This is a genomic window from Micromonospora sp. NBC_01655 (genome assembly GCF_026339755.1).
GTDB lineage: Bacteria > Actinomycetota > Actinomycetes > Mycobacteriales > Micromonosporaceae > Micromonospora.
Map to the genome: position 1 here is coordinate 3,664,536 of NZ_JAPEQF010000001.1, position 25,898 is coordinate 3,690,433.

The 25,898-nt window shown below is 76.2% G+C and carries 22 protein-coding genes; 9 read left to right on the plus strand and 13 right to left on the minus strand.

Features of this window, described 5'->3' with window-relative positions:
- Positions 1-28: 28 nt before the first annotated feature.
- The 8 genes from OOK41_RS16920 to OOK41_RS16955 all read right to left on the minus strand — a co-directional run bounded on the left by OOK41_RS16920 (position 29) and on the right by OOK41_RS16955 (position 8,263).
- Complete coding sequence (locus tag OOK41_RS16920; protein WP_266265893.1) at positions 29-727, minus strand: aspartate/glutamate racemase family protein; 699 nt, start codon at positions 725-727, stop codon at positions 29-31.
- Positions 724-2,049, minus strand: a complete 1,326-nt coding sequence (locus tag OOK41_RS16925; RefSeq protein WP_266265894.1) for an FAD-binding oxidoreductase — start codon at positions 2,047-2,049, stop codon at positions 724-726. The genes OOK41_RS16920 and OOK41_RS16925 overlap by 4 nt, the downstream gene beginning before the upstream one ends.
- A 10-nt stretch (positions 2,050-2,059) precedes the next feature.
- Positions 2,060-2,935 carry a family 3 encapsulin nanocompartment shell protein gene (locus OOK41_RS16930; RefSeq protein ID WP_266265895.1) on the minus strand — a complete coding sequence of 292 codons (876 nt, stop codon included), beginning with the start codon at positions 2,933-2,935 and terminating at the stop codon, positions 2,060-2,062.
- Positions 2,936-2,998: 63 nt separating this feature from the next.
- Complete coding sequence (locus tag OOK41_RS16935) at positions 2,999-3,844, minus strand: class I SAM-dependent methyltransferase (RefSeq protein ID WP_266265896.1); 846 nt, start codon at positions 3,842-3,844, stop codon at positions 2,999-3,001.
- A 60-nt stretch (positions 3,845-3,904) separates the two neighbouring features.
- Positions 3,905-4,732, minus strand: coding sequence for an SDR family NAD(P)-dependent oxidoreductase (locus OOK41_RS16940; protein WP_266265897.1), 828 nt, complete (start codon positions 4,730-4,732; stop codon positions 3,905-3,907).
- A 5-nt stretch (positions 4,733-4,737) separates the two neighbouring features.
- A complete protein-coding gene (locus OOK41_RS16945) occupies positions 4,738-5,691 on the minus strand; it encodes a sulfotransferase (protein WP_266265898.1) in 954 nt (317 codons plus the stop codon).
- Positions 5,688-6,893 carry an MFS transporter gene (locus OOK41_RS16950; protein ID WP_266265899.1) on the minus strand — a complete coding sequence of 402 codons (1,206 nt, stop codon included), beginning with the start codon at positions 6,891-6,893 and terminating at the stop codon, positions 5,688-5,690. The genes OOK41_RS16945 and OOK41_RS16950 overlap by 4 nt, the downstream gene beginning before the upstream one ends.
- A complete protein-coding gene (locus OOK41_RS16955) occupies positions 6,890-8,263 on the minus strand; it encodes a DegT/DnrJ/EryC1/StrS aminotransferase family protein (protein WP_266265900.1) in 1,374 nt (457 codons plus the stop codon). Before OOK41_RS16955 ends, OOK41_RS16950 begins: the two co-directional genes overlap by 4 nt.
- A 791-nt stretch (positions 8,264-9,054) precedes the next feature.
- Between OOK41_RS16955 and OOK41_RS16960 the strand changes: the two genes are divergently transcribed.
- From OOK41_RS16960 to OOK41_RS16985, 6 genes are all read left to right on the plus strand, one after another.
- A complete protein-coding gene (locus OOK41_RS16960) occupies positions 9,055-9,807 on the plus strand; it encodes a lytic polysaccharide monooxygenase (protein ID WP_117669289.1) in 753 nt (250 codons plus the stop codon).
- 61 nt (positions 9,808-9,868) lie between these two features.
- Positions 9,869-10,486, plus strand: coding sequence for a DUF305 domain-containing protein (locus OOK41_RS16965; RefSeq protein WP_266265901.1), 618 nt, complete (start codon positions 9,869-9,871; stop codon positions 10,484-10,486).
- A gap of 72 nt (positions 10,487-10,558) precedes the next feature.
- A complete protein-coding gene (locus tag OOK41_RS16970) occupies positions 10,559-11,017 on the plus strand; it encodes an ATP-binding protein (protein ID WP_117669287.1) in 459 nt (152 codons plus the stop codon).
- A gap of 122 nt (positions 11,018-11,139) precedes the next feature.
- The gene (locus OOK41_RS16975) at positions 11,140-12,336 is read left to right on the plus strand and encodes a hypothetical protein (RefSeq protein ID WP_266265902.1); all 1,197 of its coding nucleotides are present in this window, start codon (positions 11,140-11,142) and stop codon (positions 12,334-12,336) included.
- Positions 12,337-12,534: 198 nt separating this feature from the next.
- Entirely contained in the window at positions 12,535-13,140 is a 606-nt protein-coding gene (locus OOK41_RS16980; RefSeq protein WP_266265903.1) for a response regulator transcription factor, read from the plus strand.
- Between the two features lie 124 nt (positions 13,141-13,264).
- Entirely contained in the window at positions 13,265-13,843 is a 579-nt protein-coding gene (locus tag OOK41_RS16985; RefSeq protein ID WP_266265904.1) for a response regulator transcription factor, read from the plus strand.
- Between the two features lie 53 nt (positions 13,844-13,896).
- Here OOK41_RS16985 and OOK41_RS16990 read toward each other — a convergent pair whose 3' ends face one another.
- The 5 genes from OOK41_RS16990 to pgi form a co-directional block, all read right to left on the minus strand.
- Positions 13,897-15,816 (minus strand): ATP-binding cassette domain-containing protein, encoded by a 1,920-nt coding sequence (locus OOK41_RS16990; protein WP_266265905.1) that lies wholly within the window; start codon positions 15,814-15,816, stop codon positions 13,897-13,899.
- The gene (locus OOK41_RS16995; RefSeq protein WP_266265906.1) at positions 15,813-17,534 is read right to left on the minus strand and encodes an ABC transporter ATP-binding protein; all 1,722 of its coding nucleotides are present in this window, start codon (positions 17,532-17,534) and stop codon (positions 15,813-15,815) included. Before OOK41_RS16995 ends, OOK41_RS16990 begins: the two co-directional genes overlap by 4 nt.
- A gap of 73 nt (positions 17,535-17,607) precedes the next feature.
- Entirely contained in the window at positions 17,608-17,727 is a 120-nt protein-coding gene (locus OOK41_RS17000; RefSeq protein WP_117669281.1) for a SapB/AmfS family lanthipeptide, read from the minus strand.
- Between the two features lie 6 nt (positions 17,728-17,733).
- A complete protein-coding gene (gene lanKC, locus OOK41_RS17005) occupies positions 17,734-20,367 on the minus strand; it encodes a class III lanthionine synthetase LanKC (protein ID WP_266265907.1) in 2,634 nt (877 codons plus the stop codon).
- A 231-nt stretch (positions 20,368-20,598) separates the two neighbouring features.
- The gene (pgi, locus tag OOK41_RS17010; protein ID WP_266265908.1) at positions 20,599-22,236 is read right to left on the minus strand and encodes a glucose-6-phosphate isomerase; all 1,638 of its coding nucleotides are present in this window, start codon (positions 22,234-22,236) and stop codon (positions 20,599-20,601) included.
- 403 nt (positions 22,237-22,639) lie between these two features.
- Between pgi and OOK41_RS17015 the strand changes: the two genes are divergently transcribed.
- The 3 genes from OOK41_RS17015 to OOK41_RS17025 are packed head-to-tail and all read left to right on the plus strand — an operon-like array spanning position 22,640 to position 25,886.
- Entirely contained in the window at positions 22,640-23,098 is a 459-nt protein-coding gene (locus tag OOK41_RS17015; RefSeq protein ID WP_207892782.1) for a hypothetical protein, read from the plus strand.
- The gene (locus OOK41_RS17020) at positions 23,098-24,513 is read left to right on the plus strand and encodes a hypothetical protein (RefSeq protein ID WP_266265909.1); all 1,416 of its coding nucleotides are present in this window, start codon (positions 23,098-23,100) and stop codon (positions 24,511-24,513) included. Before OOK41_RS17015 ends, OOK41_RS17020 begins: the two co-directional genes overlap by 1 nt.
- Positions 24,510-25,886 (plus strand): VWA domain-containing protein, encoded by a 1,377-nt coding sequence (locus OOK41_RS17025; protein ID WP_266265910.1) that lies wholly within the window; start codon positions 24,510-24,512, stop codon positions 25,884-25,886. The genes OOK41_RS17020 and OOK41_RS17025 overlap by 4 nt, the downstream gene beginning before the upstream one ends.
- The last annotated feature ends 12 nt before the right edge of the window (positions 25,887-25,898 follow it).

Genomic DNA, 25,898 nt, shown 5'->3' on the forward strand with positions numbered 1-25,898 from the left:
CGGGGTGGGGGTGCGGGGTGGGGGTGGGTCAGGGGTGGGGGTAGGGGCGGCGGGTGAGCGTGGCGTGCAGCATCGTCGTCAGGGTGACGATGTCGAAGACCGGGAGCCCCAGCCGGGCCTGGATGGCGTGCGCGAACGGCACCAGGTCGGTGCACTCGATCACCAGCGCGCCCAGGTCCGGGTGGGCCTCGGCGAGCCGGTCGACGCGGTCGAGCACCTCCCGGCCGAGGCGGTCGGCGTCCAGGGCGTCGCGGCGGCCCTCCAGCATCACCTCCCGGAACTCCGGCTGGCCGGCCATCCCGGTGACCCGCACCGGCACCGACTCCGCGCCGATCGCGGCGAGGTGGCGCGGGGTCAGCGCGTTCTCGTCGGCGACCAGCAGCCCGACCGGCCGCCCGACCATCCGGTGCACCATCGGGAGCTGGACCAGGCTGGACGACCACAGCGGCACCGACACGGCGGCGGCCAGCTCGGCCTGGAACAGCACCAGGAAGCCGCACGCCCCGGTGATGCCGGCGACCCCGGCGGCCTCCAGGTCCTTCGCCGCCGCGATGAACGGCTCCAGCAGCGTCGGGTCGGCCTCGCGGACCAGCCGCCGCGGCGTCGCCCCCTCGACCACCCGGTACACCACGGGAAAGTCGAAGGTGGCCGGGTTGCGGATGTGCCCGGGGATCTTCTCGAACGAGGTGTCCAGGCAGAGCACCCCGATCGGGGCGTCGTCGGTCATCGCGTACTCCCTGGGGTCGGGCGGCGGCGCGGGAAGCGCCGCCGCCAGCGGTCCACGGCGAAGGGGGCCAGGTCCAGCTCCGGGCGGACGCCGCCGACGAGCTGGGCGATCAGCCGCCCCCCGGCCGGCGCCAGCCCCATCCCGATGTGGCCGTGCCCGGCGGCCACGCAGACGTTGCGGTACGCCCCGGCGCGGCCGAGCAGCGGCAGGCTGTCCGGGGTGCAGGGACGCAGCCCGCTCCACACCCGCACCCGACGGTCGGTGTCCAGCCCCGGCAGGTACGACCGGACGGTGCGCGCGATGCCGTCGACCCGACGGGGTGCGACGGAGACGTCCATCCCGGTCAGCTCCAGGGTGCCGGCGAGGCGCAGCCGGTCGCCGAGCGGCATGACGGCGACCTTGCCCTCGCTGAGCAGGATCGGCAGCCGGGGCGGAGTCTGCGGGGCGGCGACGGTGACCGCGTAGCCCTTGGCCGGCTGGAGCATCAGGTCCAGGCCCAGCTTGCGGGCGCAGGCCACGGACCAGATCCCGGCGGCGATCACCACCTCGGCCGGGCGCAGGTCCCCCCGGCTCGTGCGCACGGCCCGGACCCGGTCCCCGGCCACCTCGAAGTCGCGGACCTCGGTGTCGGTGCGGATGTCCACGCCCATGCCCCGCAGCACCCGGGCGAACTCGACGAGGAACGCCGGGATGCGCAGCGCGGCCCCCTCGGCGTTGAGCAGCGCCCCGGCCACGTCGAACTCGACGCCCGGTTCGAGGCGGGCCAGCTCGCCGGGTTCGAGCACCCGCAGCGGCACTCCCCGGGCGACCGCCGCCGGCACCGAGCGGCGGGCCTGGTCGAAGCCCTCCGAGGTCTTGCAGGCCAGCAGCATGCCCCGCGCGGTGAGGGTGTCGGCGAGCGGCCCCGCCGCGCACACCTCGTGCAGGATGGCCAGGCTGCGCTGCTTGAGCGACAGCAGGACGTCGAAGGCAGCCCGGGCGTCGGCCTCGGTGCAGACCCGGCGGAAGTGCCAGAGCCAGGCGAGCAGGGCCGGGTCCCAGCGGGGCCGGATGTGGAACGGGCTCTCCGGGTTCAGCAGGTAGCGCAGCCCCTTGGCCGGCACGCCGGGCTCCGCGAGCGGCGCAGAGCCCTGGGTGCCGACGAAGCCGGTGTTGCCCGAGGAGCAGGCCGCCGGGTCGCCGACCTCGCCCCGGTCGACGACGGTGACCCGGTGGCCGTCGCGGGCCAGGAACCAGGCGCAGAACAGGCCGACGATGCCCGCGCCGACCACCAGCACGTCGGGTTCGTCGCCGGGCGGGCGCGGCGCGGGCGTCGTCGACATCGCCCGCGCCCTACACGCTCACGACGAAGAAGCAGGTGGGCAGGTTGAGCACCACCCGCTCGTAGATCTCGGCGGTCAGCGCCAGGCCGGGCTCGGCGAACGTACCGGGCGGCGGCTCGGCGAAACCGATCATCGAGCGGCCGGCGTCGAACAGCAGCGCGCCGTGGCCGAAGTCGCCGACGATCGCGGTGCCCGGGTCGACCAGCCGGGTCCGGACGATGAACACGCCGTTGTCCTCGACGTCGCGCATCAGCGTGCCGGAGCCGAGCAGCCGGTAGTAGTCCGCCGGGTTGATGATCAGCCCATCGGCGGTGCTGCCGTTCTGCTCGACCTCGTTGCAGGCGGACAGGATGGTGGAGCCGAACGGGCCCGGGTCGGTGAGCCGGGCGATGTCCGGCATGGTGAGCAGCCCGCCCTCGCCGCGCAGGATGGTGACGTTCTCGGCGGTGGCCAGCCGCACGACGAGTCGGTAGTTGATGAACTCCGCGAAGCTCGTCGGGTCGTCCCACAGCCCGTCCGGGACCTGCACCCACGCCTTCGTGGTGAACAGCGGCGGGATGGGGGAGCGGTGGAAGTGGTTGGCCGCCTCCCGGCGCAGGTCGGCGCCGTCGACCGTCGGGTCGTCCGGGCGGGCCGGGCTCTCGTGCCAGTAGAACTCCTGCGGGTCCCGGGACAGGTCCACCACCTTCAGCACGTTCCGTGACGGGTAGCGCGGCTTGCGCCGGGAGCTGGTCAGCGAGTCGGTGATGGTGACGTCGTACTCGACGCGGGTGTCGAAGCCCTGCGCGGCGAAGGTGTCGACGAAGACCTGCCCCGGCGAGAGCTGCTTCTTGCGGTCCTCGACGACCTCGGCGATCGTGCGCTTGATGACGTCGGTTCGTTGCATGGGCTCACACCTCGGGGTCGGGTCGGACGGTCACTGCTCGACGGGGGAGCTGCTCGGCGCCGGTCACTGTGCGGCGGGCTTGCGGGCGACGAACATGCCCCAGCCGAACTCGCCCCGGTCGATCGCGGCCTGGATCTCCGCGCAGGAGGCGGCGAAGCCGAGGATCCACTCCCGGGCGGCCGGGTCGTCGGTGGACGCCGCCCGCTGCCGGGCGGTCTCGCCGAGCACCCGGTACGTCTGCCGGATGTGCTCGTCGAGGCTGCGGGCGGCCAGCACCTCGAACCCGGCCTCGGTGAGCGCCCCGGCGTACCCGTCGAGGGAGTAGCCGCTGCTCCAGCGCACCCGGTCGTAGACGTGCCGGCGGGCGGCCTCGCCGATCTCGGTGGTCGGCTGGAGGAAGTCGGTGATCGCCAGGATCCCGCCGGGGGCGAGCACCCGGTGCATCTCGGCGTGGCTGCGCGGCTTGTCCGGCACCAGGAACAGGGCGTCCTGGCTGACCACGTGGCTGAAGCTGCCCGGCTCGTACGGCAGGGCGGTGGCCGACCCGTGCCGGAAGGCGATCCCCGGCGTCCCGCGCTCGGCGAGCTTGGCCTGGGCGAACCGGATCCGCTCGATGCTCAGGTCCAGCCCCTCGCCCCGGCAGCCGGTCTGCCCGGCGAGCCGGAGCAGGAAGTTGCCGCAGCCGCAGCCCACGTCCAGCACGGTCGAGCCGGCGTCGATGCCCGCCTCGGTGGCGAGCAGGTCGGAGGTCCGGTCGGCGGCGGCGTGGTAGTCGGCGTCGGCGTCGTCGGCGAAGTAGCCGGTGTGCAGCACGCCCTCGCTGTCCCAGAAGCTGAGGTAGGTCTGGGTGGTCTCGTCGAAGAACTCGGAGACGTCCCGCTCGGTGAAGGTGGAGCTGGTCGTGGACATCGCGTACTCCTTCGTGCTGTGCCGCCGGCCGGCGTCGCCGCCGCCGGGGTCGGGGAGGGGTCAGGCGTAGGTGTCCTTGCGGACGCCGGTCAGGTGCGGCAGCTCCGGGCCGGTGACGCTGGCGCCGCCGTCGATCAGGTGCACGCCCGCGGTGACGAACGAGGCCCGCTCGCCGGCCAGGAACGCGGCCACGGCGGCGACCTCCCCCGGGTCGGCCAGCCGGCCCAGCGCGTTGTGGTGCCCCATGGCGGCGAGCCGCTCCTCGACGTCGCCGTCGCCGGCCAGCCGGGCGGCGGCCCGTTCCATCGGCGGGGTGCGCACCCCGCCGGGGGCGAGCACGTTGACGGTGATCCCGTCGCCGGCCACGTCGACGGCGAGGCCCTGGGCGAAGCGGACCAGCGCGGCCCGGGTCACCCCGGAGAGCACCAGCGGGCCGATCGGCACGCTCGCGGTCTCGGAGGCGACGAAGATCAGCCGTCCCCATCCGGCGGCGCGCAGGTGCGGCAGCGCCGCCATGGCCAGCCCGACGGCCGGCAGCAGCACCCGGTCGACGGCGGCCCGGTAGTCGGCGACCTCGAACAGCGCGGTCGTGCCGACCGGTGGGCTGCCGCCGCTGACCAGCAGGACGTGCGCCCCGCCGAGGTCGGCGGCCACCCCGTCCACCCAGCGGCGGGCCGCGTCGGTGTCGGTGACGTCCACGCTGGTGGCGCTGACCCGGCCGGTGCCCACCCCGGCCAGCTCCCGCTCGGCGGCGGCGAGCCGGTCCGGGTCGCGGCCACAGATCGCCACGTGCGCGCCCTCGGCGGCGAACTCCTTCGCGCAGGCCAGCCCGATCCCGCTGGACCCGCCCGCGACGAGGACCACCCGTCCCCTGAGCCCGAGATCCACGCTCGTTACCTCCCTGATCCGCTGGTCGGTGATACCCGGTCCGCCCCGCGCGGGGCCGACCGGTAGCCGTAGCGGGCGAACAGCGGCTGGGCCAGGGCCGTCGCGGCCAGCCGGTCGGCCCGGGACAGGGTGCGCCGCCAGGAGTCGTCGCGGTCCCGGATGACGGTGACCCCGGTGCGGAACCGGTCCGGGTTGCCGGTCACCGTGTGGTTGGTGCGCAGCTCGACGGTCCGCCCGCGCACCGGGTTGCCGGCCGGGTCGGCCCCGCAGAGCCGCAGCAGCGCGTCGACGGTGCCGGCCGGGTCGGCGGTGAACGACTCGTAGCGCAGCAGCGTCGACCGCTCGGGGAACCGCCGGGTGATCGCCGCCGAGGCCAGGTTGAACCCGTGCCAGTACGCGGTGCTGCGCGCCGCCGACATCGCGTAGACGTACTGCTTCGGCTCCCGCCAGGAGTGCGCCACCGCGCGCGGGTCGCGGACCAGGTGCACGTAGTACGGGGTGATCCCCGAGACGTACGGCAGCAGCGCGGCCTCGCCGGGGATCTTCGTGGTGTCCACGATGGTGTGCGCCCCGGCGCGCTCGGCGGCGGCCCGGTAGACCCGGCCCATCAGGTCGGCGTGCGCGCGGATCTCGTCGTCGTACAGGCCCCGGCGCAGCACCCGCCAGGTGTGCCGGGTCCGCACCCGGGACCGCTGGCGGCCGATCACCGTCGCGGCGTGCGCGTCCGGCGACGTTCCCGCCGGGCGGCCGACCGGCAGCACCCGCGACCAGATGTCGCAGCCGGTCAGCGGGGCGCCGCAGCCGCACAGGTCGTTGACGCCCCGGCCGGTGGAGTTCTTCCACAGGAAGTGCAGCTCGCCGACGTGGAAGAAGCCGGGCACCTCGTTGAGCACGTTGCCGATGATGGTGCTGCCGTTGCGGCACCAGCCGGTGACGCACAGCACGGTCAGGTCGCTCATGCCGCCCGGGCCTCCGTCTCTCGTCCTGCGGGCCGGGCGGTGCCGGGACCGGTCGCCGGCCGGCCGATCCACGCCGCCAGCACCGCCGCCGCGACGGCGCAGGCCGCGCCGACGCCGAACACCGCTGGATAGTCGAGGCTCGCCGCGACCAGGCCGGTCACCGGCCCCCACACCGCCAGCCCCAGGTCCCAGAACGAGGTGTACGCCCCGATCGCCGCCCCCTGCCGGGTCGGCTCGGCCCGGTTCATCACCATCAGCGCCAGCGACGGGTGCAGCAGGGAGAACCCGACGCCGGTCACCACGCCGCCGGCCACGGCGACGGGCAGGTTCGGGGCCACCGCGATGATCACCAGGCCGACCGCCTCGCCGGCCGCCGACCAGGCCGCCACCCGACGCGGGCCGAGCTTGTCCGGCAGGTGGCCGATGACCAGGCGGGTGAGCGCGTACACGGCGCTGAAGCAGCTCAGCACCACCACGCCGGAGCCGATCCCGCGCGCGTCCAGGTGCAGCACGACGAACGCGGCCAGGCCGGCGTACCCGGCGGCGCCGAGGGCGAGCGCGGTGCCGGGCAGCAGCGCCGGGCGCAGCAGCAGCCCGCCGCCACCCTTCGCCGGTGCGGCGGCAGGGTCCCGGGGCGGGACCGGGACGATGGCCACCAAGGCGGCGGCCAGCAGGGGAGCGGCGGCGGCGAGCGCCCAGACCGCCGCGAAGGAGACCTGTTGCAGGGTGGCGCCGAGGAAGGTGCCGGCGGAGATGCCGCCCCACATGCTCATCCCGTACAGGCCGATGAGCTGGCCGCGGCGCTCATGCGGGGCCAGCGCCACCACCCACACCGCCCCGGCGGTGAACAGGGCCGCCTCACCGGCGCCGAGCAGCAGCCGTACCGCCACCAGCACCGGCACCGCGAGCGGCAGGAAGTAGAGCAGCCCGCCGCCGGCCACCACGAGGGCGCCGGTGAGCATCACGGCGCGGTGGCCGTACCGGTCGGCCAGCGCCCCGGCGACCGGCCGGACCAGCAGCGCGGTCACCGCGGTCACCGTGACGACCAGCCCGACCACGAGGTCCCCGGCGTGGTGCCGGTCGCGCAGGAAGCCGGGCAGCACCGGGAGCACGGCGGTGAGGCCGAGGTACCCGGCGAAGAGCCCGCCGAAGATACCCACCAGGGCCAGTCGCGGCACGGTGCGGGTGGTTGCGGCCGTCATCGGCGCACCGGCTCCGCCGTCCCGGCCGACGCGGGCCCGGCCGGGACGGGCGCGGCCGGGACGGGCTCGGTGGGCCCGGGCGCGGCGGCGGCCACCTTGCGGACCGCCCGCACCAGGTCGTCGCAGTCGTCGAGGGTCAGGTTGGACGACAGCGGCACGTCCACCGCCTCGCGCAGGTACCCGGCGGTGCGCGGCAGCATCGCCCGGATCTCGTCGACGTCGTCGGTGTCGTACACGAACCGCCAGTTCCAGAACGCGCGGACGTTGAGGTCGTCGTCGGCGCCGATGTTGCGCGCGTCGACGCCCTCCCGGCACAGCGCGCGGGCGAACCAGCCGGCGTCGCCGCCGGGCACCCGGAACACGAACGCCTCACCGAGGTACGCCCCGGGGGCGACCGGCCGGCGGATCGCGATGCCCGGCAGGTCGGCCAGCGCGTCGGCGACGTACCCGTAGTTGCGGTGGAACAGCCGCAGCCGCTCCGGCAGCCGGGCCATCTCGGCGCGTAGCAGCGCGGCCCGGATCTCGTCCATCCGCAGGCTCAGCAGGGGCAGGTCGAGGCCGGTCAGGGGCGGCTCGCCGTCGGGGAAGTGCCGCCGCAACCGCCCCTCGTACGCCCCGGACAGCGCCACCGCCCGGGCGAACAGCTCCCGGTCGTCGGTGACCAGGAAGCCGCCCTCGCCGCAGTTGAGCGCCTTGTCGGACTGGGTGCTGAACGCCCCGGCGGCCCCGAACGTGCCGAGCTTGCGGCCGTTGAGCTCGGCGCCCAGCGCGGGCACCGCGTCCTCGATCAGCGGCACCCCCATCTCGGCGGCGAACCGGGCCAGCGCCTCGGCGTCGGCGGCGAAACCGCGCATGTGCACCACGAGGATCGCGCCGATCCGGGGATCCCAGCGGCGCCGCAGGTCGTCGATGTCCATCCGCAGATCCTGGTCCACCTCGACCAGGAACGGCCGGCACCCGGCCATGACGATGGCGCTCGGCGTGGCGACGAAGGTGAACCCGGGGCAGGCGACCAGCGAGCCCGGGGCCACCCGGGCGGCCATGATGGCCAGGGCGAGGGCGGCGGTGCCGCTGGACACCGCGAGGGCGTGCCGGGTGCCGAAGAAGCGGCACAGCTCGTCCTCGAACCGGCCGCACTCCGTCTCGTGCTGCGGCCGGTGGTCGTAGCGGAAGTAGAGGTGGCTGCGCACGGCCCGGCAGGCCGCCTCCTCGTCCTCGGGATGGACGAAGACGGCGCCCTTGTCGTACGTGGGCCAGGGAGTGCCACGGACCGGCGCGCCCCCGTGCAGGGCGAGACGGTCCGTCGGTCGGTCGTGGCGCGCCGCCGGCAGTGGCCGGGGCGGCGCGGGTGCTTCGTCGTTCCCCTTCACCGGCGGGCTCCTCGCTCGTTGCTGGCAGGTGTTCCGATGATGCATTTCCTGGCTGGACACCAACGGCGACCGACGCGTTCGACGGAGGTCGCGAATAAACCCGCTGACATGGGAAAACGTCGCCTATCCGGAATCGCGATAATCGCCGTCCAGTGACAGCAATGATTGTCGCGGGGGTGCGGCGCGTCAACCCGTGCATTTCGCAATCTGCTTGCCCGGCGTTGCGGTTGGCGCCCCGTCGTGACCGCCGGTTGTCGTCCTGTCGGGTCGCCTGGCCTGGACAGCCTCCTGGGCTGGATCTATGCCCGGCCGGCGGTCCGCGGGCGCGGTACCCGTTGTCACCCTCCGTGTGCCTCTCCCGGTGCGGTCGGATTGCCGATTCCCCCCGCCCCCGATATCTACGATTTCCCTATCGGAAAAGCAGCCTTCTTGGCCCCCTGTCGACTTGCTGGGCGCGCCCAAATCGGTCAACAGCCGTCAATGACATTTTGTCGGAGCGGAACCGGAGATATGTGCTGCCGCTGCGGAATGGATTGCGGCGGCCTGGTCGGACGTGGCCCGCGCCGGTGCGGCCCGGGCGGCCTGGGGCGACGGGGTCCTGCCCGGCGCGGCCGGCGCCGTCGCGTGGGTGGCGGCGAGGTGGTCGGCGCCGGGGCTGGCGGGGATGTTTTCCGGCTGGGGTATTTACTGTTAAGAATGTTTACTTTATGTTCATCGCATCCCCCACGGTGGGCGCGTTCCCCCAGCTCGGCGGTGTGCCGGCGCCCGCCTCGATCCGAAGGAGCATCCACATGCGTCGAACAGTCGTCCTCCCGCTCGCGTCGGCGGGTGCCGTCGTCGCCTCGCTGGCCGTCGCGGTGCCCGCCCAGGCACACGGGTACGTCTCCGGCCCGCCGAGCCGGCAGGCGCTCTGCGCCCAGAACCGGGTGCCCGACTGCGGCCAGATCAAGTACGAGCCGCAGAGCGTCGAGGGCCCGAAGGGGCTGCGCAGTTGCCACGCTGGGATCAGCCAGTTCGCCGTCCTCAACGACGACGCCCGGGGCTGGCCGGCCACCTCGGTCGGCAGCACGGTGACCTTCACCTGGACCAACACCGCCCGGCACGCCACCAGCAACTGGGAGTACTGGATCGGTGGTACCCGGGTCGCCGTGGTCAACGGGAACGGGCAGCAGCCGGCCGCCACCGTCTCGCACAGCGTCAACCTGGGCGGGTTCTCGGGTCGGCAGAAGCTGCTCGCCATCTGGAACATCGCCGACACCGCCAACGCCTTCTACTCCTGCGTCGACCTCCAGATCGGCGGGGGCGGCGGCAACCCGACGCCCACCCCCACCACCTCCCCGTCGCCGACGCGCACCCCCACGCCGGCCCCGACCACGCCCGCGCCGACCACCCCGGCCCCGTCCGGCACCTGGACCGCCGGCCAGGCGTACCAGGTGGGTGACCAGGTCACCTACGGCGGCGCGACGTACCGGTGCGCCCAGCCGCACACCGCCCTGCCCGGCTGGGAGCCGCCGAACGTGCCGGCGCTCTGGACCCGGCTCTGACCCGCCCCGGGTGTGGCCCGGTCCCGGGCCACACCCGCCCAGCCCGGAAGGCCACGGCACCATGAGACCCACCGCAGCCCACGGCGCCCGCCGCCGCGTCGTGGCACTCCCGCTCGCCGCGCTCCTCGCGGTCGCCGGCTGCGCGGCGCCCGCCGCCGCCCCCGCCTCGTCCTCCGGCGGGACCGGCGCGCCGCCCGCCGCGTCGGTCCGGCCCGACCCGGCGGACGTGCCGTTCCTGACGGCGATGGTGGCCCACCACGACCGGACCCGGGTGATCGCCGCCGCGGCGGCGGGCCGGGTGACCGACGCCGAACTGCGCACCCTGGTCGCCGCCGTCGACGCCACCGAGGCCGACGAACTGGCCACCATGCGGCGTTGGCTGGCCGCCGCGACCCCGTCCGGCGACGCCGACGGGCATGCCAGCCACCATGCGCACCCCGGCGGGTCGCCGACCGCAGACCCGGACCTCGACCGACTGCGCTCCGCGCCCGCCGACCGGTTCGACGCCGTGCTCGTCGCCGTGCTCACCGCCCACCAGCGCCGAGCCGCCGCGCTGGCCCGCGCGCACCGGCCGGCGGCGGTCGGCGCCGAGGTGCGCGACCTCGCCGACCGCATCGAACGGTCCCGCACCGCCCAGATCCAGTTGATGTCCCGGCTGCCCGCGGCCCGGTCCGACTGAGTGTGGGGCCACCGGCCGGAAGATCCACCCGGGGCGCGTACCAGGCGGGCGCGGGCCGTGTACGGTCCGGCCATGAGCAGCGGTGGGGGGGACGGCGGCGGCTCGGCAACCGGCGCGTCCCGTGCGGGTACCGGGGTGACGCTGTTGGTGGAGACGATCGCCGGCGGGCAGGTGACGGCGCTGCGGCACACCGTCGCCGCCGCGGCCGGCGCGGCCGGACTGGCCGACATGGCCTTGGAGGACTTCGTGCTGGCGGTGCACGAGCTGGTCACCAACGTCGTCCGGCACGGCGGGGGCAGCGGCGAACTGCGGCTGCGTCGGCGCGGCGACCTGTTGACGTGTGAGATCACCGACGGCGGCCCCGGCCTCGTCGACGTGCGGGTCGCGCTCCCCGCGCCGAACCAGGTCGGCCAGCGCGGCCTGTGGCTCGCCCAGCAGCTCACCGACGGGCTGGAGATCCGCGCCGACGGCCAGGGCACGACCGTCCGGGTCAGCGCCCGGCTGGCCACCCCGGCGACCGGCGGGCGCTGACCGCGCCCCGCAGCCGGCCGGGTGGGCCTCCCGCCCGCCCCGGCAGGAGCGGACCGGCGAGGGGTCGCGTGAGCGTGACGGCGTCGTTACGATGTGTCGACATCTTCGAGGGGAGGGTCGGCGTGCGCTGTCCCGCTGTCCGCGCCGCGCCGGCCGCGGTGACCGCGTCGGCGCGCCGCACCGCCTCCCCGGTCGCGGGGACGGCCCGGCTCGTACGGCGGATCGCGCTGCTGCTGGTCGCGACGGGCGCCGGGATCGTCGCTGCCGTGCTGCTCGCCGGCCCCGCCGCCGCGCACGACGGCGGCCGGCCCGCGGCCGTGGTGGGCCCCGGCGGGGCGTCCCGCCCGGCCGGTCCGCTGGCCCGTGTCCTCGACGGCGTCCTGCCCGCCCGTGCCGACCATGCCCGGCCCGCCGGTCCCCAGGGTGGCGGGACCGGCCGGGGCGACCCCGACGATGGTCGGCCCGGCGCCTCCCGTCCGGGCCTCGTCGACCGGCCCGCCCGGCCGTCGCCGGTGTCGCCGGTGCGCCCGCCGGCGGCCCCCCGCCCGGCGGAGCCCGACGCCTCCGGCCCGGCCCGGCCCGCTCCGCCCGCCGCCCGTCCTGCGGGGGCCAGCGCGCTGTCGCCGGCCGGCTCCGCAGTGGCCCGCCCAGGCCCCCGTCCGGCCGGGCGGCCCGCTGTCCCCGACGCCTCGTCGGCCCCCGGCCCGGCCGGCGGCGGGGCGGCCCGCCTGCCGGGGCTCGTCGGTAGCCTCACGGCCGCCCTGGCCGGGCTGGCAGCCGGCCCGGTTTCCGGGGCGGCGCAGCAGGTGCTGCTTCCGGTCCTGGGGCTGCTCGGTCAGCTGCTCACCCCGCTGCTGCCGGGCCTGCCGGCCCCGCCGACCGACCCGGCGGGCCCATCCTGGCCCGCGACCCCCCCGGCCGGTCCCGCGCCGGCCCCCGGCGCCCCGGTCGAGCCCGGGGCGCCGCCCCCCGCCGTCCCCGCCGCGCCGGCCCCGCCGTCGCCCGGCCCGGTCGGCGGCAGGACCTCCGGGCCGGCCGTGGCGTTCTCACCCGGGTGGACGGCTGCCTCCGCCGTCCCCGGCGGGTCCCGGGCCTCCGGGCCGGTCGGGACGGCGGCCGAGGCGCAACCGCCGGCCGGGCCCGGCCGGTCGGCGCCGCCGGCCGACCGCGTCGACGACGTCCGTGCCGGCTCCGGGCCCGCGCCCACCTCGGCCGACGACACCCGCGGGCCGGCGTACGCCGGTGGCCGGGAACGCACCACACTCTCGTCGGTTCCGGTCCACGGCCGCGCCCCGGCGGTGACCACCCGCCCCGGCTGAGCCCCCGGCCCGGCCCGTCCCGCGGTCGCCGGCCCGTGCCGTGCCGACCGCCCGACGTGCCCCGCCGTGGCCCGGGAGCCGCCGTCGTGACGCCGCTCCGGGCCGACGCTGTCCGTTCCCGCGCGCCCCGTACCCGTCCCCGGCGTCGAGCCGGGTGCTCGGGGCGGCGCGACGCGTACCCGAGATCGGAGATACGTGGTGATCCACGTCGTCGTGGCCGAGGACATGGGACTGCTGCGCAGCGCGCTGTGCGCCGCGCTGTCGAACGAGGAGGACATCGAGGTGCTCGCCGATGCCGCCGGCATCGGCGAGCTGTGGGAGGTGCTGCGCCGGGAGCAGCCCGAGGTGCTGGTGCTGGAGCTGAGGTCGGACGTGCCCGAGTCGGCGTGGCTGGTGGCGAAGGTGGTCGCCGAGGCCCCGGGGACGGCCGTGCTGGCGATGAGCCACCGCTGGAGCCCGCCGCTGGTCGAGGCGGCCCTGGCGGCCGGCGCGCGTGGCCTGGTCAGCAAGGACACCGGCCTGTCGGAGCTGGTGCGCGCGGTCCGGACGGCCGCCGCCGGTGAGCGGGTCATCGACCCCGCCGCCGCGGTGGCCGTGCTGAGCCCGCCGACCAACCCGCTGACCCGCCGGGAGCTGGAGGTGCTGCGGGTGGCGGCCGAGGGCCTACCGCTGAAGGAGATCGCCCGTCGGCTCTTCCTGGCCCACGGGACGGTGCGCAACCACCTGTCGGCCATCCTGCACAAGACCGGCGCCCGCAACCGGATGGAGGCGGTCCGGCTGGCCCAGCGGGACGGCTGGCTGTAGCCGCCGCGGGCGGGCCCCGGCACGGCGCGTGCCCGGGCCCGCCCGCTCACCGAGCGGACCTGTCGGTTACGTGTTTGAATGTTGACTGTCTGTGATCAATGGAGATGCTCGGGAGAGGTCCGTCGTGATCCGTACCCTGCTCGCCCTGGACGGTGCCCTGGTCCGGGGCGCGTTGTCGCTCGTCCTCGCCGCCGAGCGGGACATCCACGTGGTGGCGGAGGTGGGCCGCGGCGACGCGGTCGGTCAGGCGGTCCGCGCCGGCCGGCCGGACGTCGCGGTGGTGGACTTCGACCTGATCGCCGACGGCGCGGCGGCGCAGCGGTGCCCCCTGCTGGTGCTCGCCGATCCCCGCCGCGCCCGGGGCCTGTACAGCGTGTTCTCCCCGGGCCGCACGGTCGGCATCCTGGCCAGCGACGTGGCCCCGCACCGGGTGGTCGACGGGATCCGGCGGCTCGCCCGGCGCGAGTCGGTGGTGGACGCCGAGCTGGTGCTGGCGGCGATCGCCGCCGACAGCCCGCTGACCGAGCGGGAGACCGAGGTGCTGCGGCTGACCGCCGCCGGCGCTCCGGTCGCCGAGGTGGCCGGGTCGTTGCGGCTCTCGCAGGGGACCGTCCGCAACCACCTCGGGCGGATCGCCCGCAAGACCGGGGCCCGGACCCGGGTCGAGGCGGTCCGGGTGGCCCGCGATTCCGGCTGGATCTGACGCGGGAACGTCCCAGCGAGCCGCCGGGGGAACGCGGCGGCGGGGCGGCCGGGTCAGCCCCGCCGGGCCGGGGCCGGGGACGGCGTGGGCCGGTCGTCCCAGTGCCCGACGAGTTCCCGGTAGGTCGCCGACCGGGCCAGCAGCTCCTCGTGCGTGCCGGCCACCGGCCGCTCGCCGTCGACCACGAGCACCCGGCGGGCCCGGACGGCGGAGCTGATCCGGTGGGCGATCACCACCAGGGTGCCGGGCCGGCGGGCGAACGCGTTCTCCACCGTCGCCTCGGCCGCCGGGTCCAGGTGACAGGTCGCCTCGTCGAGGATCACCAGCGGGGCGGGGGACAGGTACGCCCGCACCGCGGCGACGAGTTGCCGCTCGCCCGCGGAGAGCGCGCCCGGCGTCACCGCCCCGCCCAGCCCGCCGAGCCGGGCGGTCAGCGCACCCGCCCCGAGGTCGTCGACGGCGGACGCCACGGTGCCGTCGTCGGCCTCCGGGCGCAGGTAGCGCAGGTTGTCGGCGAGCGAGCCGGTGAACACGTACGCCTCCTGCGGTACCACCACCCGCAGCCGGGCCAGCGCGGCCGGCGGGGCGCCGGCCACCGGGACCCCGCCCAGCAGCACCGTGCCGGCCTGCGGGGCGAGCAGCCCGGACAGCAGCGCGGCCAGGGTGGACTTGCCCGCCCCGCTCGCCCCGACCACGGCGAGGTGTTCCCCGGCGGCCAGGGTCAGGGTGACGTCCGCCAGCACCGGCCGGGCCGCCGCTCCGTAGCGGAAGGTCAGCCCACGCACCCGCACGGCCGGCTCGGCGCCGCCCGGCCCGGCCGGGGAGGTGCCCGGCCCGGCCAGGGTGCCCGTGCCCGGACCGGCCGGTGGGTCGTCGTCCGGCCCGGCCGGTGAGCGGTCGTCCGCGGGGCCGGCCGGCGCGGCCCCCGGCGGCGGGGCGGGCTCGTCCGCGGGGTCCGGGCAGGTCCGCAGGATCCGGTCCAGGGTGACCACGTAGCGCAGGCCGCCGCCGCCGACGCCCTGCACCAGGGCGTGCAGGGCGGGCTGGAGGCCGGTGGAGACGTAGATCAGCGCGCCGAGCACCGCGCCGGCGGTCAGGCCCCGGTCCACCAGCCGGGGCGCGGCCAGCAGCAGCACCGCCAGCGGCAGCCAGCCGCCCACCCCGAGGCTGAGGCTGCGTACGGCGGACATCCGGGCCAGGACCCGCTCGGCGGCGGCCTGGTCCGCCACCCGAAGGCCCACCTCGGCGACGACCCGCCCGGCCGCCCCGCACGCCCGCACGTCCCGGTGCCCGGACAGCGCGGACGCGGCGGCCCGGCCCAGCTCCTCGCCGGCGCGGACGTACCGGCGCTGCTGCCCGGCCATCGCCGGCAGCGCGCCGAGGAACACGGCCAGCCCGGCGACCAGGGGCGCGGCCACCAGCGCCGCCACGACCGGGTCCAGGGCGACCAGCCCCAGCAGGGCCGCCCCGGCGGCGAACAGGAAGCCCCGGGTCACCATCAGCAGGCCGGCGAAGGTGTCCCGGACCAGCTCCACCTGGTGGGTCAGCCGGGCCGCCGCGGCGCTGTCCGCGCGTCCGCCGGCCCGGGTGGCGTCCCGCAGGGCCGCCCGGACCACCCGGGCGGCGAGGTCGTCCCGGAACGGCTCGACCACCGCGCCGAGGCTGCGGTACGTCCGGCCGGTCGCCAGCGCGCCGACGAGCACCGCCCCGGCGAGCAACCCCAGCCAGCCCAGCCCCACGCCCGGGCGGCCGGCCAGGAAGCCCCCGTCGACCGCCCGCGCGACCAGCGCGCCGGAGAGCAGCGCCGGCAGCGCCTCGACGACCGACCAGCCGGCGAGCCGCGCCACGGCCGGCCGCCGGGCCCGCAGCGCCGCCCAGGTCGCCCGCCGTACCCCGGGTCGGGCCGCGCCCGGGCCACCCCGGCGGTCGTGCTCGCGGCCCCGGCGGCTGGTCCCGGGTCCGTGGCGGCTCATCCGGCGGACCCGTCGGTGCGGAAGACCGCCCGGTAGGCCGGGTCCGCCCACAACCGCCGGTGCGGGGCGAGGGCGCGCAGCCGGCCGCCGTCGAGCCAGGCGACCAGGTCGGCCGCCGCCGCCGTGGCGACCCGGTGGGTGACCACCAGCCGGGTCCGCTCGCCCGGCCGCCCCGCCACCGCCCGGGCGATCCGGTGCTCGGTGACGGTGTCCAGGCTGGACGTGGCGTCGTCGAGGATCAGCAGCCGGTCGGCCGCGGCGAAGGCCCGGGCCAGCCCGAGCCGCTGGGCCTCGCCGCCGGACAGCGGCGTGTCGGCCAGCGGGGTGCGGAAGCCCGCCGGCAGCCGGTCGACGACGTCGGCGACCGCCGCCGCCTCGGCGGCCCGGCGTACGGCGGGGGTGGCCGGGGAGCCGTCGGCCGGCGGCGCGGCCCCGCCCGGGGGCAGCGCCAGCCCGATCGCGTCGTGCACGGTCGACCCGACCAGCGCCGGCCGGTCGAAGGCGTACCCGACGGCCCGGCGCAGGGCGTCCGGGCGCAGCCGGGGCAGCGGAACCCCGTCCAGGCGGACCTCGCCGGCGTCCGGGTCGTGCAGCCGTCCGGCGACGGCGGCGAGGGTGGACTTGCCGGCGCCGGACGGCCCGACCACGGCCACCGTGGCCCCGGCCGGGACGCTCAGGTCGACGCCGTCGAGGACGGGCCGGCCGTCGTCGGCGTACACGCTCACCGCACTGAGCCGCAGCGCCCCGCGACCCGGCGGCAGCGGCCGGTCGCCGTCGGTCGGCGTCGGGTACGCCAGCAGCTCGGCGACCCGGGCGGCGCCGGAGCGGCTGCGCACCAGGCGGTTGAGGGTGGCCAGCACCGCCCCCAGCCCGGCGCCGGTGGCCGCGTAGCGCACCGCCGAGACGAGCTGGCCGGGGGTGAGCCAGCCGGCGGCCAGCGCGTAGCCGCCGACGGCGACCACGCTCAGTTGCAGCAACGGCGCCACGGCGGCGGTGCGGGCGCTGGCCCGGGCCAGCAGCTCCCAGCCGCGCCGGCCGTGCCCGCGAAGCTCCGGCAGCGCGCCGAGGATCCGTTCCTCCTCCCGGCGGCGGGTCGCGGCGGCGGCGATGGTCCGGGCCCCGCTCAGGGACTCCAGCAGCCGGCCGGCGATCGAGTTCAGGGCCTGCTGGTAGCCGGCGGTGGCCGCCGAGGCGTCGGTGACGAACGCGCGCATCAGGCCGGCCAGCAGCACGAGCCCGGCGAGCAGGGTGACTCCGAGCACCGGTTCGATCAGGGTGAGCGCGACGACGCTGCCCAGCGGGGGCAGCACCGCGATTGCGCCGAGCACGACGGCGGTGCCGGCCTGACCGGCGTCGGCGGCCTGCCCGACCAGCCGGCCGACCAGGTCCCCGACCGGGTGCCGGCGGGCGGCGCGCACGTCGAGGGCGAACAGGTGCCGCAGCAGGCGCTCCCGGAGCCGGGCGGTGGCGCGGGCGGCGCCGTACCCGCTGGCCAGGTCGCCGAGGGTGTCGGTGGCGACCAGGACGACGACCAGGGCGCAGGCGGCGGCCGGCCACCACCGGGTGCCGCCGGTCAGCGCCGCGTCGACGGCGAGGCCGAGCACCGCCGGCAGCAGCAGTTCGGCGACAGCTCCGGTCAGCGTGACCGCGGCCAGCGCGGCCGTCCACCCCCCGGCGTCGCGGACCACCCGCCGCAACAGCCCGTCGCCCGTGCGCATCGGTTCCCCCTAGAACGGCGGGCGGCCCCGGGTGGACACGTCTGTCCACCCGGGGCGCCGCGGATCGACCCGGTCAGTTGCAGGTCGTGATGGAGAGCGAGCTGTCGCCGCAGAGCAGCAGGCTCGCGCTGGAGCCGCCGCCGGTGCGGTCGGCCGGGGCCATCTCGAGGCCCTGGAGGTCCAGGAGCGCCATGTCGAATCACCTCCTCCCGTGGTGCGTGCGGTCACGGTCGCCCTCGCCGCTGCGAGGGAGCCTCGGCGCGCCGGCCAGCGGCGCGAGGAAGGGCAGGACCACCGGCTCGTCGTGCCGCACGGCGGCCAGCGCGAGCAGCACCCCGGCGGCGCCGGTGCCCAGGTCCATGGACAGCCGCAGGAGCTGCTCGCCGGGGAAGGCGGTGCCGCCGCCGTACGGCAGGGCGTGCCAGGCGAGCCGGCGCACCTGCGCGTCCAGCTCGCGGCGCTGCTCCGGGTCGTCGGTCAGGGTGGCCAGGTACCCGATGATCCCGGCCCGCCCGGCGAAGAGGCCGGACTGGGCGTAGAACGGGGACCGGGCGGCCCGGCGCACCCCGGCGCTCGCCTCGGCGAACCGCTCGTCGGCGCGGTGGCGCAGGTACTGGTCCAGCACCAGTCCGATGCCGACGCTGCCCTGCCCGAGATACGGCATGGTCCGCCAGCCCTCGTCGACCTCCAGCGCGCCGTTCGGGCGGACCACACACCGGCGCAGGTCCTGGCGCAGCGCAATGGCGGCGTGGTCCAGCAGGGCCGCCTCGCCGGTCAGCTCGTGCAGCCGCAACAGCAGCAGCGCCGGCCCGGTGCGACCGCGCAGCAGGCCCGCGTACGGGTTGCGTCCGCCGCTGACGTCCGGGCCCGGGTCGTCGGCGAGCCGCTCGACGACGGCCGCCGTCACCTGCTCGGCGGCGTCGCGCAGCCCGGTCTCCCCGGTGCGCCCGGCCAGCTCGGCGAGGTTCAGGGCGATCCCGGACAGCCCGCTGGCCAGGCTCAGGTCCAGCTCGGCCCAGGACTGGCGCAGGCAGATGTCGAGCACGTCGAGGGCGTCGGACCGGCGGTCCAGGTGCTCCAGCGCGTACGCCACCCCGTGCAGGCCGTCGTAGAAGCCGAGCCGGGTGCCGGACGCGGGGGCGGTGGCCCGCCGCACCAGCCAGTCCTCGTGCTCCGGCCGGCGACCCGCGCCGCTGACGGCCAGGGCGTGCAGCACCCCGGCGGCACCGTGGGCGAGGTTGAGCCCGCCGCTGTGGAACTGCGCGATGTCGCCGGGGAAGAGCCGGTCGTCGCGGTCGGGGGTGGCGCTGGCCAGGATGGCGGTGGCGATCCGCCGTCGCACGTCGGGCCAGTCGTCGTCCAGGTCGTACCGGCGCGGGTCGGCGGCGGCCCCGGACCCGGCCGCGCGGCCGGACGCGGTGGGCGCGGCGGTGCCGGTGATCTCGGCGACCGCCTCGGCCAGCCACGGTCGGGGGACCGGAAAGCTCTCGGCGATCACGTCGGCCAGGTGCGCGGCCTTGTCCGGGGCGATCCGGACGAGCTGGGTCAGCGGGAGGAACAGCGCCAGGCGCAGGCAGGCCAGGGCGTACCGGTCGACCGCCGGGCCGGTCCGGTCGCCGGGCGCGGCGAACCCCTGGTTGCGCAGCCCGGGCCGGCGGTGTCCCTCGATCGGCGCGGCGACCTCGAAGTCGACCAGCGCCACCCGGCCGTCGGGGCGGACCATGATGTTGAACAGGTGCAGGTCGCCGTAGACCAGGTCGCGCTCGTGGATCGCGGCGACGATCGCCTCGACCTGCGCCAGCACGTCGCGCGCCCAGTCGGCGTACGCCGCCCGGTCGGCCTCGGTGGCGTCGGCGTCGATCAGCGGGTACCGGTCGACGACGACCTTGTTCAGCGCCCGGCCCTCGATGAACTCCAGGGCCAGGAAGCGGTGCTCGCCGAGGGCGAACTCGTCGTGCACGGCGGGCACCTGGGGCAGGTCGGCGAGGCGGCGCAGGGCGGTCGCCTCCCGGTCCAGCCGGGCCACCGCGTCGGTGCCGTCGGCGTCCAGGCCGGCGTGCGGGCGGGCCTCCTTGAGCACCACCTCGGCGTCGGTGCGCAGGTCCCGGCCCACGTACAGGCCCCCGCCGTTGGAGAAGTGGATGACCTTCTCGATCCGGTACGGCACCTCGGTCGTGCTGGTGGCGCCACGGGCGGCCAGGTGCGGGGCGAGGAAGTCCGGCAGGGTGACCCAGTCCGGCAGGTGGAACACCGGGTCGCGCCGGTCGGGCACCAGCGTGCCGGCGCCGTCGGCGATCGCCGGGACCACCTGCCCGTCCGGGGACAGGCAGTAGCGGCGGGCGAAGCCGCCGTAGCGCACGTGCACCGGGCCGGCGCCGTAGCGCAGGTCGCTGAGGACGTACGGCCCGGCCTCCCCGGCCAGCAGCGCGTCGAGCTCCTTGCAGGCCAGCTCCAGCTCGGCGGCGTCGCGCGGGTAGATGGTGACGAACTTGCCGCTGGCCGAGCGGGACGCGTACTTGGAGTTGCGCAGCAGCAGCGTGCGCGGGCCGCGCAGGAACTTGAACGACAGCCCGCGCGGCACGCAGTACGCCCACACGGCGTCGAGCACCCGCTCGGCGTTGGCCAGGGTGGCCGACACGTGGATCTTCCAGCCCTGCTGCGGCAGGGAGCCGCCCTGCGGGGCGTGGATCAGCCAGTCGTCGAGCGACTCGCGGCGCCAGCCCGCCGGCACCTCCCGCTCGGCGGCGGCGAAGGCCGGCTGCGCGACCGCGCTGCCGAGCGAGTCGTAGAAGAGCCGGTCAGCGGCGCAGTAGTTGTCGTAGCGCTCGTCCACCGTGGCCCCCTCCGCGATCTCGGCCGGTTCCGTTCCCGGCGACGCATCGAGTCTCGTGGAAGGGACCCAGCCGACCCCAGTGCACTAAGTCACGAATCCGAATGCGTGTTACACGGGTTGGGGTGACAAAAGTCAGCGACCAGCCGTGCGACCTGTGTGAACGGGCCGGGAACGGGACGAGCCGGCCGACGCCACGGGGGGCGTCGGCCGGCTCGGCGGGGGCGGGGCGGGTCAGCCGGCGGCGTGCCGCTGCGCCCGGTACCGGGCGATCAGCGCCCGGGTCGAGGAGTCCAGCCCGGACAGGTCGGCCTCGTCCCCGGTGAGCAGCGGCGCGAGCTGGTTGGCCAGCACCTTGCCCAGCTCCACGCCCCACTGGTCGAACGGGTTGATGTCCCAGATCGCGCCCTCGGTGAACACGATGTGCTCGTACAGCGCGATGAGCTGGCCGAGCACCGCCGGGGTCAGCTCGGCGGCCGTGATCGAGGTGCTCGGGTGGTTGCCCGGCATCACCTTGTGCGGCACCAGCTCCGCCGGGGTGCCCTCCGCCTCGACCTGCTCCCGGGTCCGGCCGAAGGCCAGCGCGGCGGTCTGCGCGAAGAAGTTCGACATGAACAGGTCGTGCATGTCGTCCAGGTCGTGCCGGGGGCGGCTGAACCCGATGAAGTCCGCCGGCACCAGCCGGGTGCCCTGATGGATGAGCTGGTAGAAGGCGTGCTGGCCGTTGGTGCCCGGCTCGCCCCAGAAGATCTCCCCGGTGTCGTACGACACCCGGGTGCCGTCCAGGGTCACCGACTTGCCGTTGCTCTCCATGGTGAGCTGTTGCAGGTACGCCGGGAACCGGTGCAGGTACTGCGAGTACGGCAGCACCGCGTGGGTCTGCGCGCCCAGGAAGTTCGTGTACCACACGTTGAGCAGCCCGAGCAGCGCCGGCACGTTGCGCTCCACCGGCGTGGTCCGGAAGTGCTCGTCGACGGCGTGGTACCCGGCCAGCAGCTCACGGAAGCGCTCCGGCCCGACCGCCAGCATCACCGCCAGGCCGACGGCCGAGGGCAGGGAGTACCGGCCGCCCACCCAGTCCCAGAAGCCGAACATGTTGTCCGGGTCGATGCCGAAGTCCCGTACCCGATCGGCGTTGGTGCTGACCGCGACGAAGTGCCTGGCCACGGCCTCGGAGTCGGCGCCGAGACCGGCCAGCAGCCAGTCGCGCGCCTGCCGGGCGTTGGCCAGGGTCTCCTGGGTGGAGAACGTCTTCGACACCACCACGAACAGGGTGCTCGCCGGGTCCAGGTCGGCGGTGGCCTCGGCGATGTCGGTGGGGTCGATGTTGGAGACGAACCGGCAGGAGATCCCAGCGTCCCGGTACCCCTTCAGCGCCTCGTACGCCATCACCGGCCCGAGGTCGGAGCCGCCGATGCCGATGTTGACCACGGTGCGGATCCGCTCGCCGGTGTGCCCGACCCACTGTCCGCAGCGGACCCGGTCGGTGAACGCGGACATCCGGTCCAGCACCTCGTGCACGTCGGCCACCACGTCCCGGCCGTCCACGCTCAGCGAGGCGCCCCGCGGCTGACGCAGCGCCGTGTGCAGCACCGCCCGGTCCTCCGTGGCGTTGACGTGCGCGCCGGAGAACATCGCGGCGATCCGGTCGGTCAGCCGGGCCCGCCCAGCCAGGGCGGCGAGCAGGGTCAGCGTCTCGTCGGTGACCAGGTTCTTGCTCCAGTCGACGTGGAGGTCCGCCACCTCGCCGGCGAGCCGGACACCGCGGTCCGGGTCGGCGGCGAACAGGTCGCGCAGGTGCGCCTCCCGGACCTTCTCCGCGTGCGCCGCCAGCGCCCGCCACTCGTCGCTGGTGGTGATCTCCTCGGCCATTCCCGGCTCTCCTCCCGCACCTGCTCGCTTCACCGGCGGCCGTCACCGTACTGCGCGGGCCGGCCCGCCCGGGCCAGATTGCCACCAGCCGGGACGTGTCGCACCCCGGTCGGCTCAGGCCACCCGGGCGATGCCGCCGTCGAGCCGGCACCGGTGCGGGGCGAGCAGCACCACGCCCGGCCCCCGGGGCCGGCGTTTCCTGTCGTACCCATGGGGCAAGATCTTTCTCAGGACGGGCGCCCCGGTGGGCCCGGTTCCGGCGGGTCTTCGCGCCCGTCACCCCTATTCGTCGTGCGCCGGCCCCGTCGGCGCGGAGTCGGCACGCCCGCGGGTGTGCCGGGTGCGGAGGTCGTAGGTGCTGGAGACGGAGCACGTCCCGTGGGAGCGGCGCGCCCTCGCGCCGGTGCTGCCCGCGGTGCGTCCCCGCAAGCTGGCGAAGGTCCCCTTCGTCGAGCTGGCGGACGGCCGGTTGCAGGGGGTGGTGTCCAGCGGTTCCGACATCGAGCGGGTCTACGTCTCCTCGATCGCCGCCGGCAGCCACGGCTTCAACTGCTCCACCAACAACAACCGGCCGTGCGGCGGCCTGCGCGGCGCGCCGTGCAAGCACCTGCACGCCCTGCTCGACGAGGCCGTCCTCCAGTACGGCGTCGAGCGCGTCGGCCGGTACCTGCGCATCGACGTCACCGACGGCGTGACCACCGGCGCCGACCTGGCCCGCCGGCTCGACGGCCGGCACGAGCCGACCCCGGCGGCGGTGGTGTTCAGCCGGTTCCTGCGCCACCTGGCCTACCTGGAGCTGCCGGCCGCCGACGGCCCGCTGCCCGAGCTGCACTGGTTCCCGGCGACCGGGGCGGGACGCTGATGCGCGGGGCCCAGCTCACCGCGTTGCGCGACGTCGCGCCGGCCGGACTCGCCCCGGCCCTGGACCTGGTCGCCGGCCTCGACGACGCGCTCGTCGCCGGCCTGGCCCGGGTGGGCGAGGCGCAGGCCGCCGCGCTCGGCGACCTCGCCGCCGCGCTGGCCGCCACCCCGCTCGGCGACCGGGTCGCCGAGGCGGTCGCCAAGGTCACCACCGGGTCGCTGGCCGACGAGCACCTGGCCGCCCTGGCCGGGGCGCGCACCGCCCTGCTCGGCGCGGCGCACGACGCCCTGCTCGCCGGGGCCGACGCCGCCCTCGGCCGGGAACGCGCCGCGCAGCCGACCCCGCCCGCCGGGCCGCTGCCCGCCGAGGCGGTGGCCCCGCTGTCCGCCGCCCGGTCCTGGCTGTCCGAGCTGGCCATCACCGGCTGGCGCGGCGTCGACCACGACCTCGTCGCGGCGGGCAGCCGGCCGGTCGAGGCGACCCTCGCCGTCCCGGCGCTGCGCCGGCTGGCCGTCCTCCTCGACGGCCTGGCCGCCGAGCTGCGCGCGTCCTGCCCGGTCGCCACCATGCCGGCGGTGCCGGTGCGCCGCTGGGCCGACCTGTGGGCCCGCGCCGTGCTGCTCGCCCAGGAGTCCGCCGGCGTCCCCGACCCGTCCGCCGCCGGTGTCGAGACCGTCTCCGGGCGGCTGCTGCTGCTCGGCGTCGACGTGCACGAGCACGCCACCGCCGTCCAGGTGCAGGCGCACGCCGTCCTCGAACCGGCCGACGGCGGCCCGGCCCGCCTCGTGCGTACCGGCGTCGCCGCCGCCAAGGTCGACACGATCGTCGGGCCGGCGCTGTGGCGGCTGCTCGCCGACCACCCGGTCCTGCTGGCGGCGCTCGCCGAGCACCGCAGCATCGAGGTGACCGACCTGCCGCTGGCCGGCGGCGACCTGTGGTGGCGCGACGGGCAGGCCCACGTCGGCAATTCGGCCGACCCGTTCGCCACCGCCCGGGTGCTGCTGCCCGCCGCGGTCGCCGCGCCGGTCCCGCCGCTGCACCGGCACCCGGTCGCCGTCGCCGAGCCGGTGCTGCTGGAGGGGTACGCCGTCGACACCGGCGACGACGGCGGACTCCGGTTCACCGTCGACGGGGCGCACGTCGCGGTGGACGTCGACCGGCTGCCGGCCTGTGGTCCGCTCACCCCGGCCATGGTCGCCGCCTCGACGGCCTGCCTGGGGCTGCTGCGGTGGGACGGCCGGTGGACGGTGCAGCCGCTCGCCGTCCAGGCCACGGTCAAACGCGCCCCGGTCGTCGCGCACAACGGCGACTGGGCGCAGGGCCCCACCGACCCCAAGGTCGCCAAGGCCGAGGCGAAGGCCGGTGACTCCGTCGCCGTGCTGCGGGAACGCGCCGGACGGCTGCTGCGCCGATGACCGCGACCCCCGAGGCGCCCGGAGGAGGCGCGCAGGTGAACCCCGACGCCAACCGTCGGCAGGTGCTCTACTGGCGGCTGCTGGCCCGGCTCTTCGACCCCGCCGACGAACAGCCGTCCCTGGAGGCGGCGAGCGTCGCCGTCGTCGACGACCTCGGCCTGCCGGCCGCGCTGCTGGACCCGTCGGTCTCCGTCGACACCGTGGTCCAGCGTTTCCCCGGCCTCGCCGACGAGCTGGACGGCCTGCTCACCGCCGACCAGCCGGCGGACGACCAGCCGGCGGACGACCAGCCGGAGCCGGCGGGGCACGCCGAGGTCCGGCGGGCGGCGCTGGTGTCCAAGCTGCTGCTCAACGTCTTCGCCACCGGCGGGGGCAGCGTCAGCGCCAGCCAGCTCGCCCGGTGGCAGTCCGACGCCGGCTGGTTCGAGCGGGCGCTCGGCTGCGAGCCCGGTGAGCTGCGCCGGCAGGCCGCTGCCGGCGGCGGGCTGGGCGGTGTGCTGGCCGGCCTGGAGGGCGACCTGGTGCGCCGGATGCACCTGCGTGAGGTGCTCGCCGACCCGAAACTGGCCGCGAAGCTCACCCCGAGCATGTCGCTGATCGAGCAGCTACTGCGGGACAAGTCCAACCTGTCCGGGGTGGCGCTGGCCAACGCCAAGGCGCTGATCCGGCGGTACGTCGACGAGGTCGCCGAGGTGCTGCGCACCCAGGTCGAGCAGACCAGCGTCGGCACGATCGACCGGTCGGTGCCGCCGAAGCGGGTGTTCCGCAACCTGGACCTGGACCGCACGATCTGGAAGAACCTCACCAACTGGAGCCCGGAGGACCAGCGCCTCTACGTCGACAAGCTCTACTACCGGCAGACCGCCCGGCGCACCACCCCGGCCCGGCTGATCGTGGTGGTCGACCAGTCCGGCTCGATGGTCGACTCGATGGTCAACTGCACCATCCTGGCGTCCATCTTCGCCGGGCTGCCCAAGGTGGACGTGCACCTCATCGCGTACGACACCCGGGCGCTGGACCTGACCCCGTGGGTGCACGACCCGTTCGAGGTGCTGCTGCGCACCAAGCTCGGCGGCGGCAACGACGGGCCGGTGGCGATGGCCATGGCCCGGCCCAAGATCGTCGAGCCGCGCAACACCGTCATGGTCTGGATCTCGGACTTCTACGAGTTCAACCGCTCCCAGCCGCTGTTCGACGGCATCGAGGCGGTGCACCGCTCCGGGGTCAAGTTCATCCCGGTCGGCTCGGTCAACAGCTCCGGCAGCCAGATCGTCAACCCCTGGTTCCGCCAGCGCCTGAAGGACCTGGGCACCCCGGTCATCTCCGGCCACATCCGCAAACTCGTCTTCGAGCTCAAGAACTTCCTCACCTAGGAGACCCCTGAC

Bases quoted from the DNA above. Each gene is read 5' to 3' on its own strand.
- OOK41_RS16920 (WP_266265893.1), bottom strand. From the start codon at position 727: ATGACCGACGACGCCCCGATCGGGGTGCTCTGCCTGGACACCTCGTTC.
- OOK41_RS16925 (WP_266265894.1), bottom strand. From the start codon at position 2,049: ATGTCGACGACGCCCGCGCCGCGCCCGCCCGGCGACGAACCCGACGTG.
- OOK41_RS16930 (WP_266265895.1), bottom strand. From the start codon at position 2,935: ATGCAACGAACCGACGTCATCAAGCGCACGATCGCCGAGGTCGTCGAG.
- OOK41_RS16935 (WP_266265896.1), bottom strand. From the start codon at position 3,844: ATGTCCACGACCAGCTCCACCTTCACCGAGCGGGACGTCTCCGAGTTC.
- OOK41_RS16945 (WP_266265898.1), bottom strand. From the start codon at position 5,691: ATGAGCGACCTGACCGTGCTGTGCGTCACCGGCTGGTGCCGCAACGGC.
- OOK41_RS16950 (WP_266265899.1), bottom strand. From the start codon at position 6,893: ATGACGGCCGCAACCACCCGCACCGTGCCGCGACTGGCCCTGGTGGGT.
- OOK41_RS16960 (WP_117669289.1), top strand. From the start codon at position 9,055: ATGCGTCGAACAGTCGTCCTCCCGCTCGCGTCGGCGGGTGCCGTCGTC.
- OOK41_RS16965 (WP_266265901.1), top strand. From the start codon at position 9,869: ATGAGACCCACCGCAGCCCACGGCGCCCGCCGCCGCGTCGTGGCACTC.
- OOK41_RS16970 (WP_117669287.1), top strand. From the start codon at position 10,559: ATGAGCAGCGGTGGGGGGGACGGCGGCGGCTCGGCAACCGGCGCGTCC.
- OOK41_RS16990 (WP_266265905.1), bottom strand. From the start codon at position 15,816: ATGAGCCGCCACGGACCCGGGACCAGCCGCCGGGGCCGCGAGCACGAC.
- OOK41_RS16995 (WP_266265906.1), bottom strand. From the start codon at position 17,534: ATGCGCACGGGCGACGGGCTGTTGCGGCGGGTGGTCCGCGACGCCGGG.
- OOK41_RS17000 (WP_117669281.1), bottom strand. From the start codon at position 17,727: ATGGCGCTCCTGGACCTCCAGGGCCTCGAGATGGCCCCGGCCGACCGC.
- pgi (WP_266265908.1), bottom strand. From the start codon at position 22,236: ATGGCCGAGGAGATCACCACCAGCGACGAGTGGCGGGCGCTGGCGGCG.
- OOK41_RS17020 (WP_266265909.1), top strand. From the start codon at position 23,098: ATGCGCGGGGCCCAGCTCACCGCGTTGCGCGACGTCGCGCCGGCCGGA.
- OOK41_RS17025 (WP_266265910.1), top strand. From the start codon at position 24,510: ATGACCGCGACCCCCGAGGCGCCCGGAGGAGGCGCGCAGGTGAACCCC.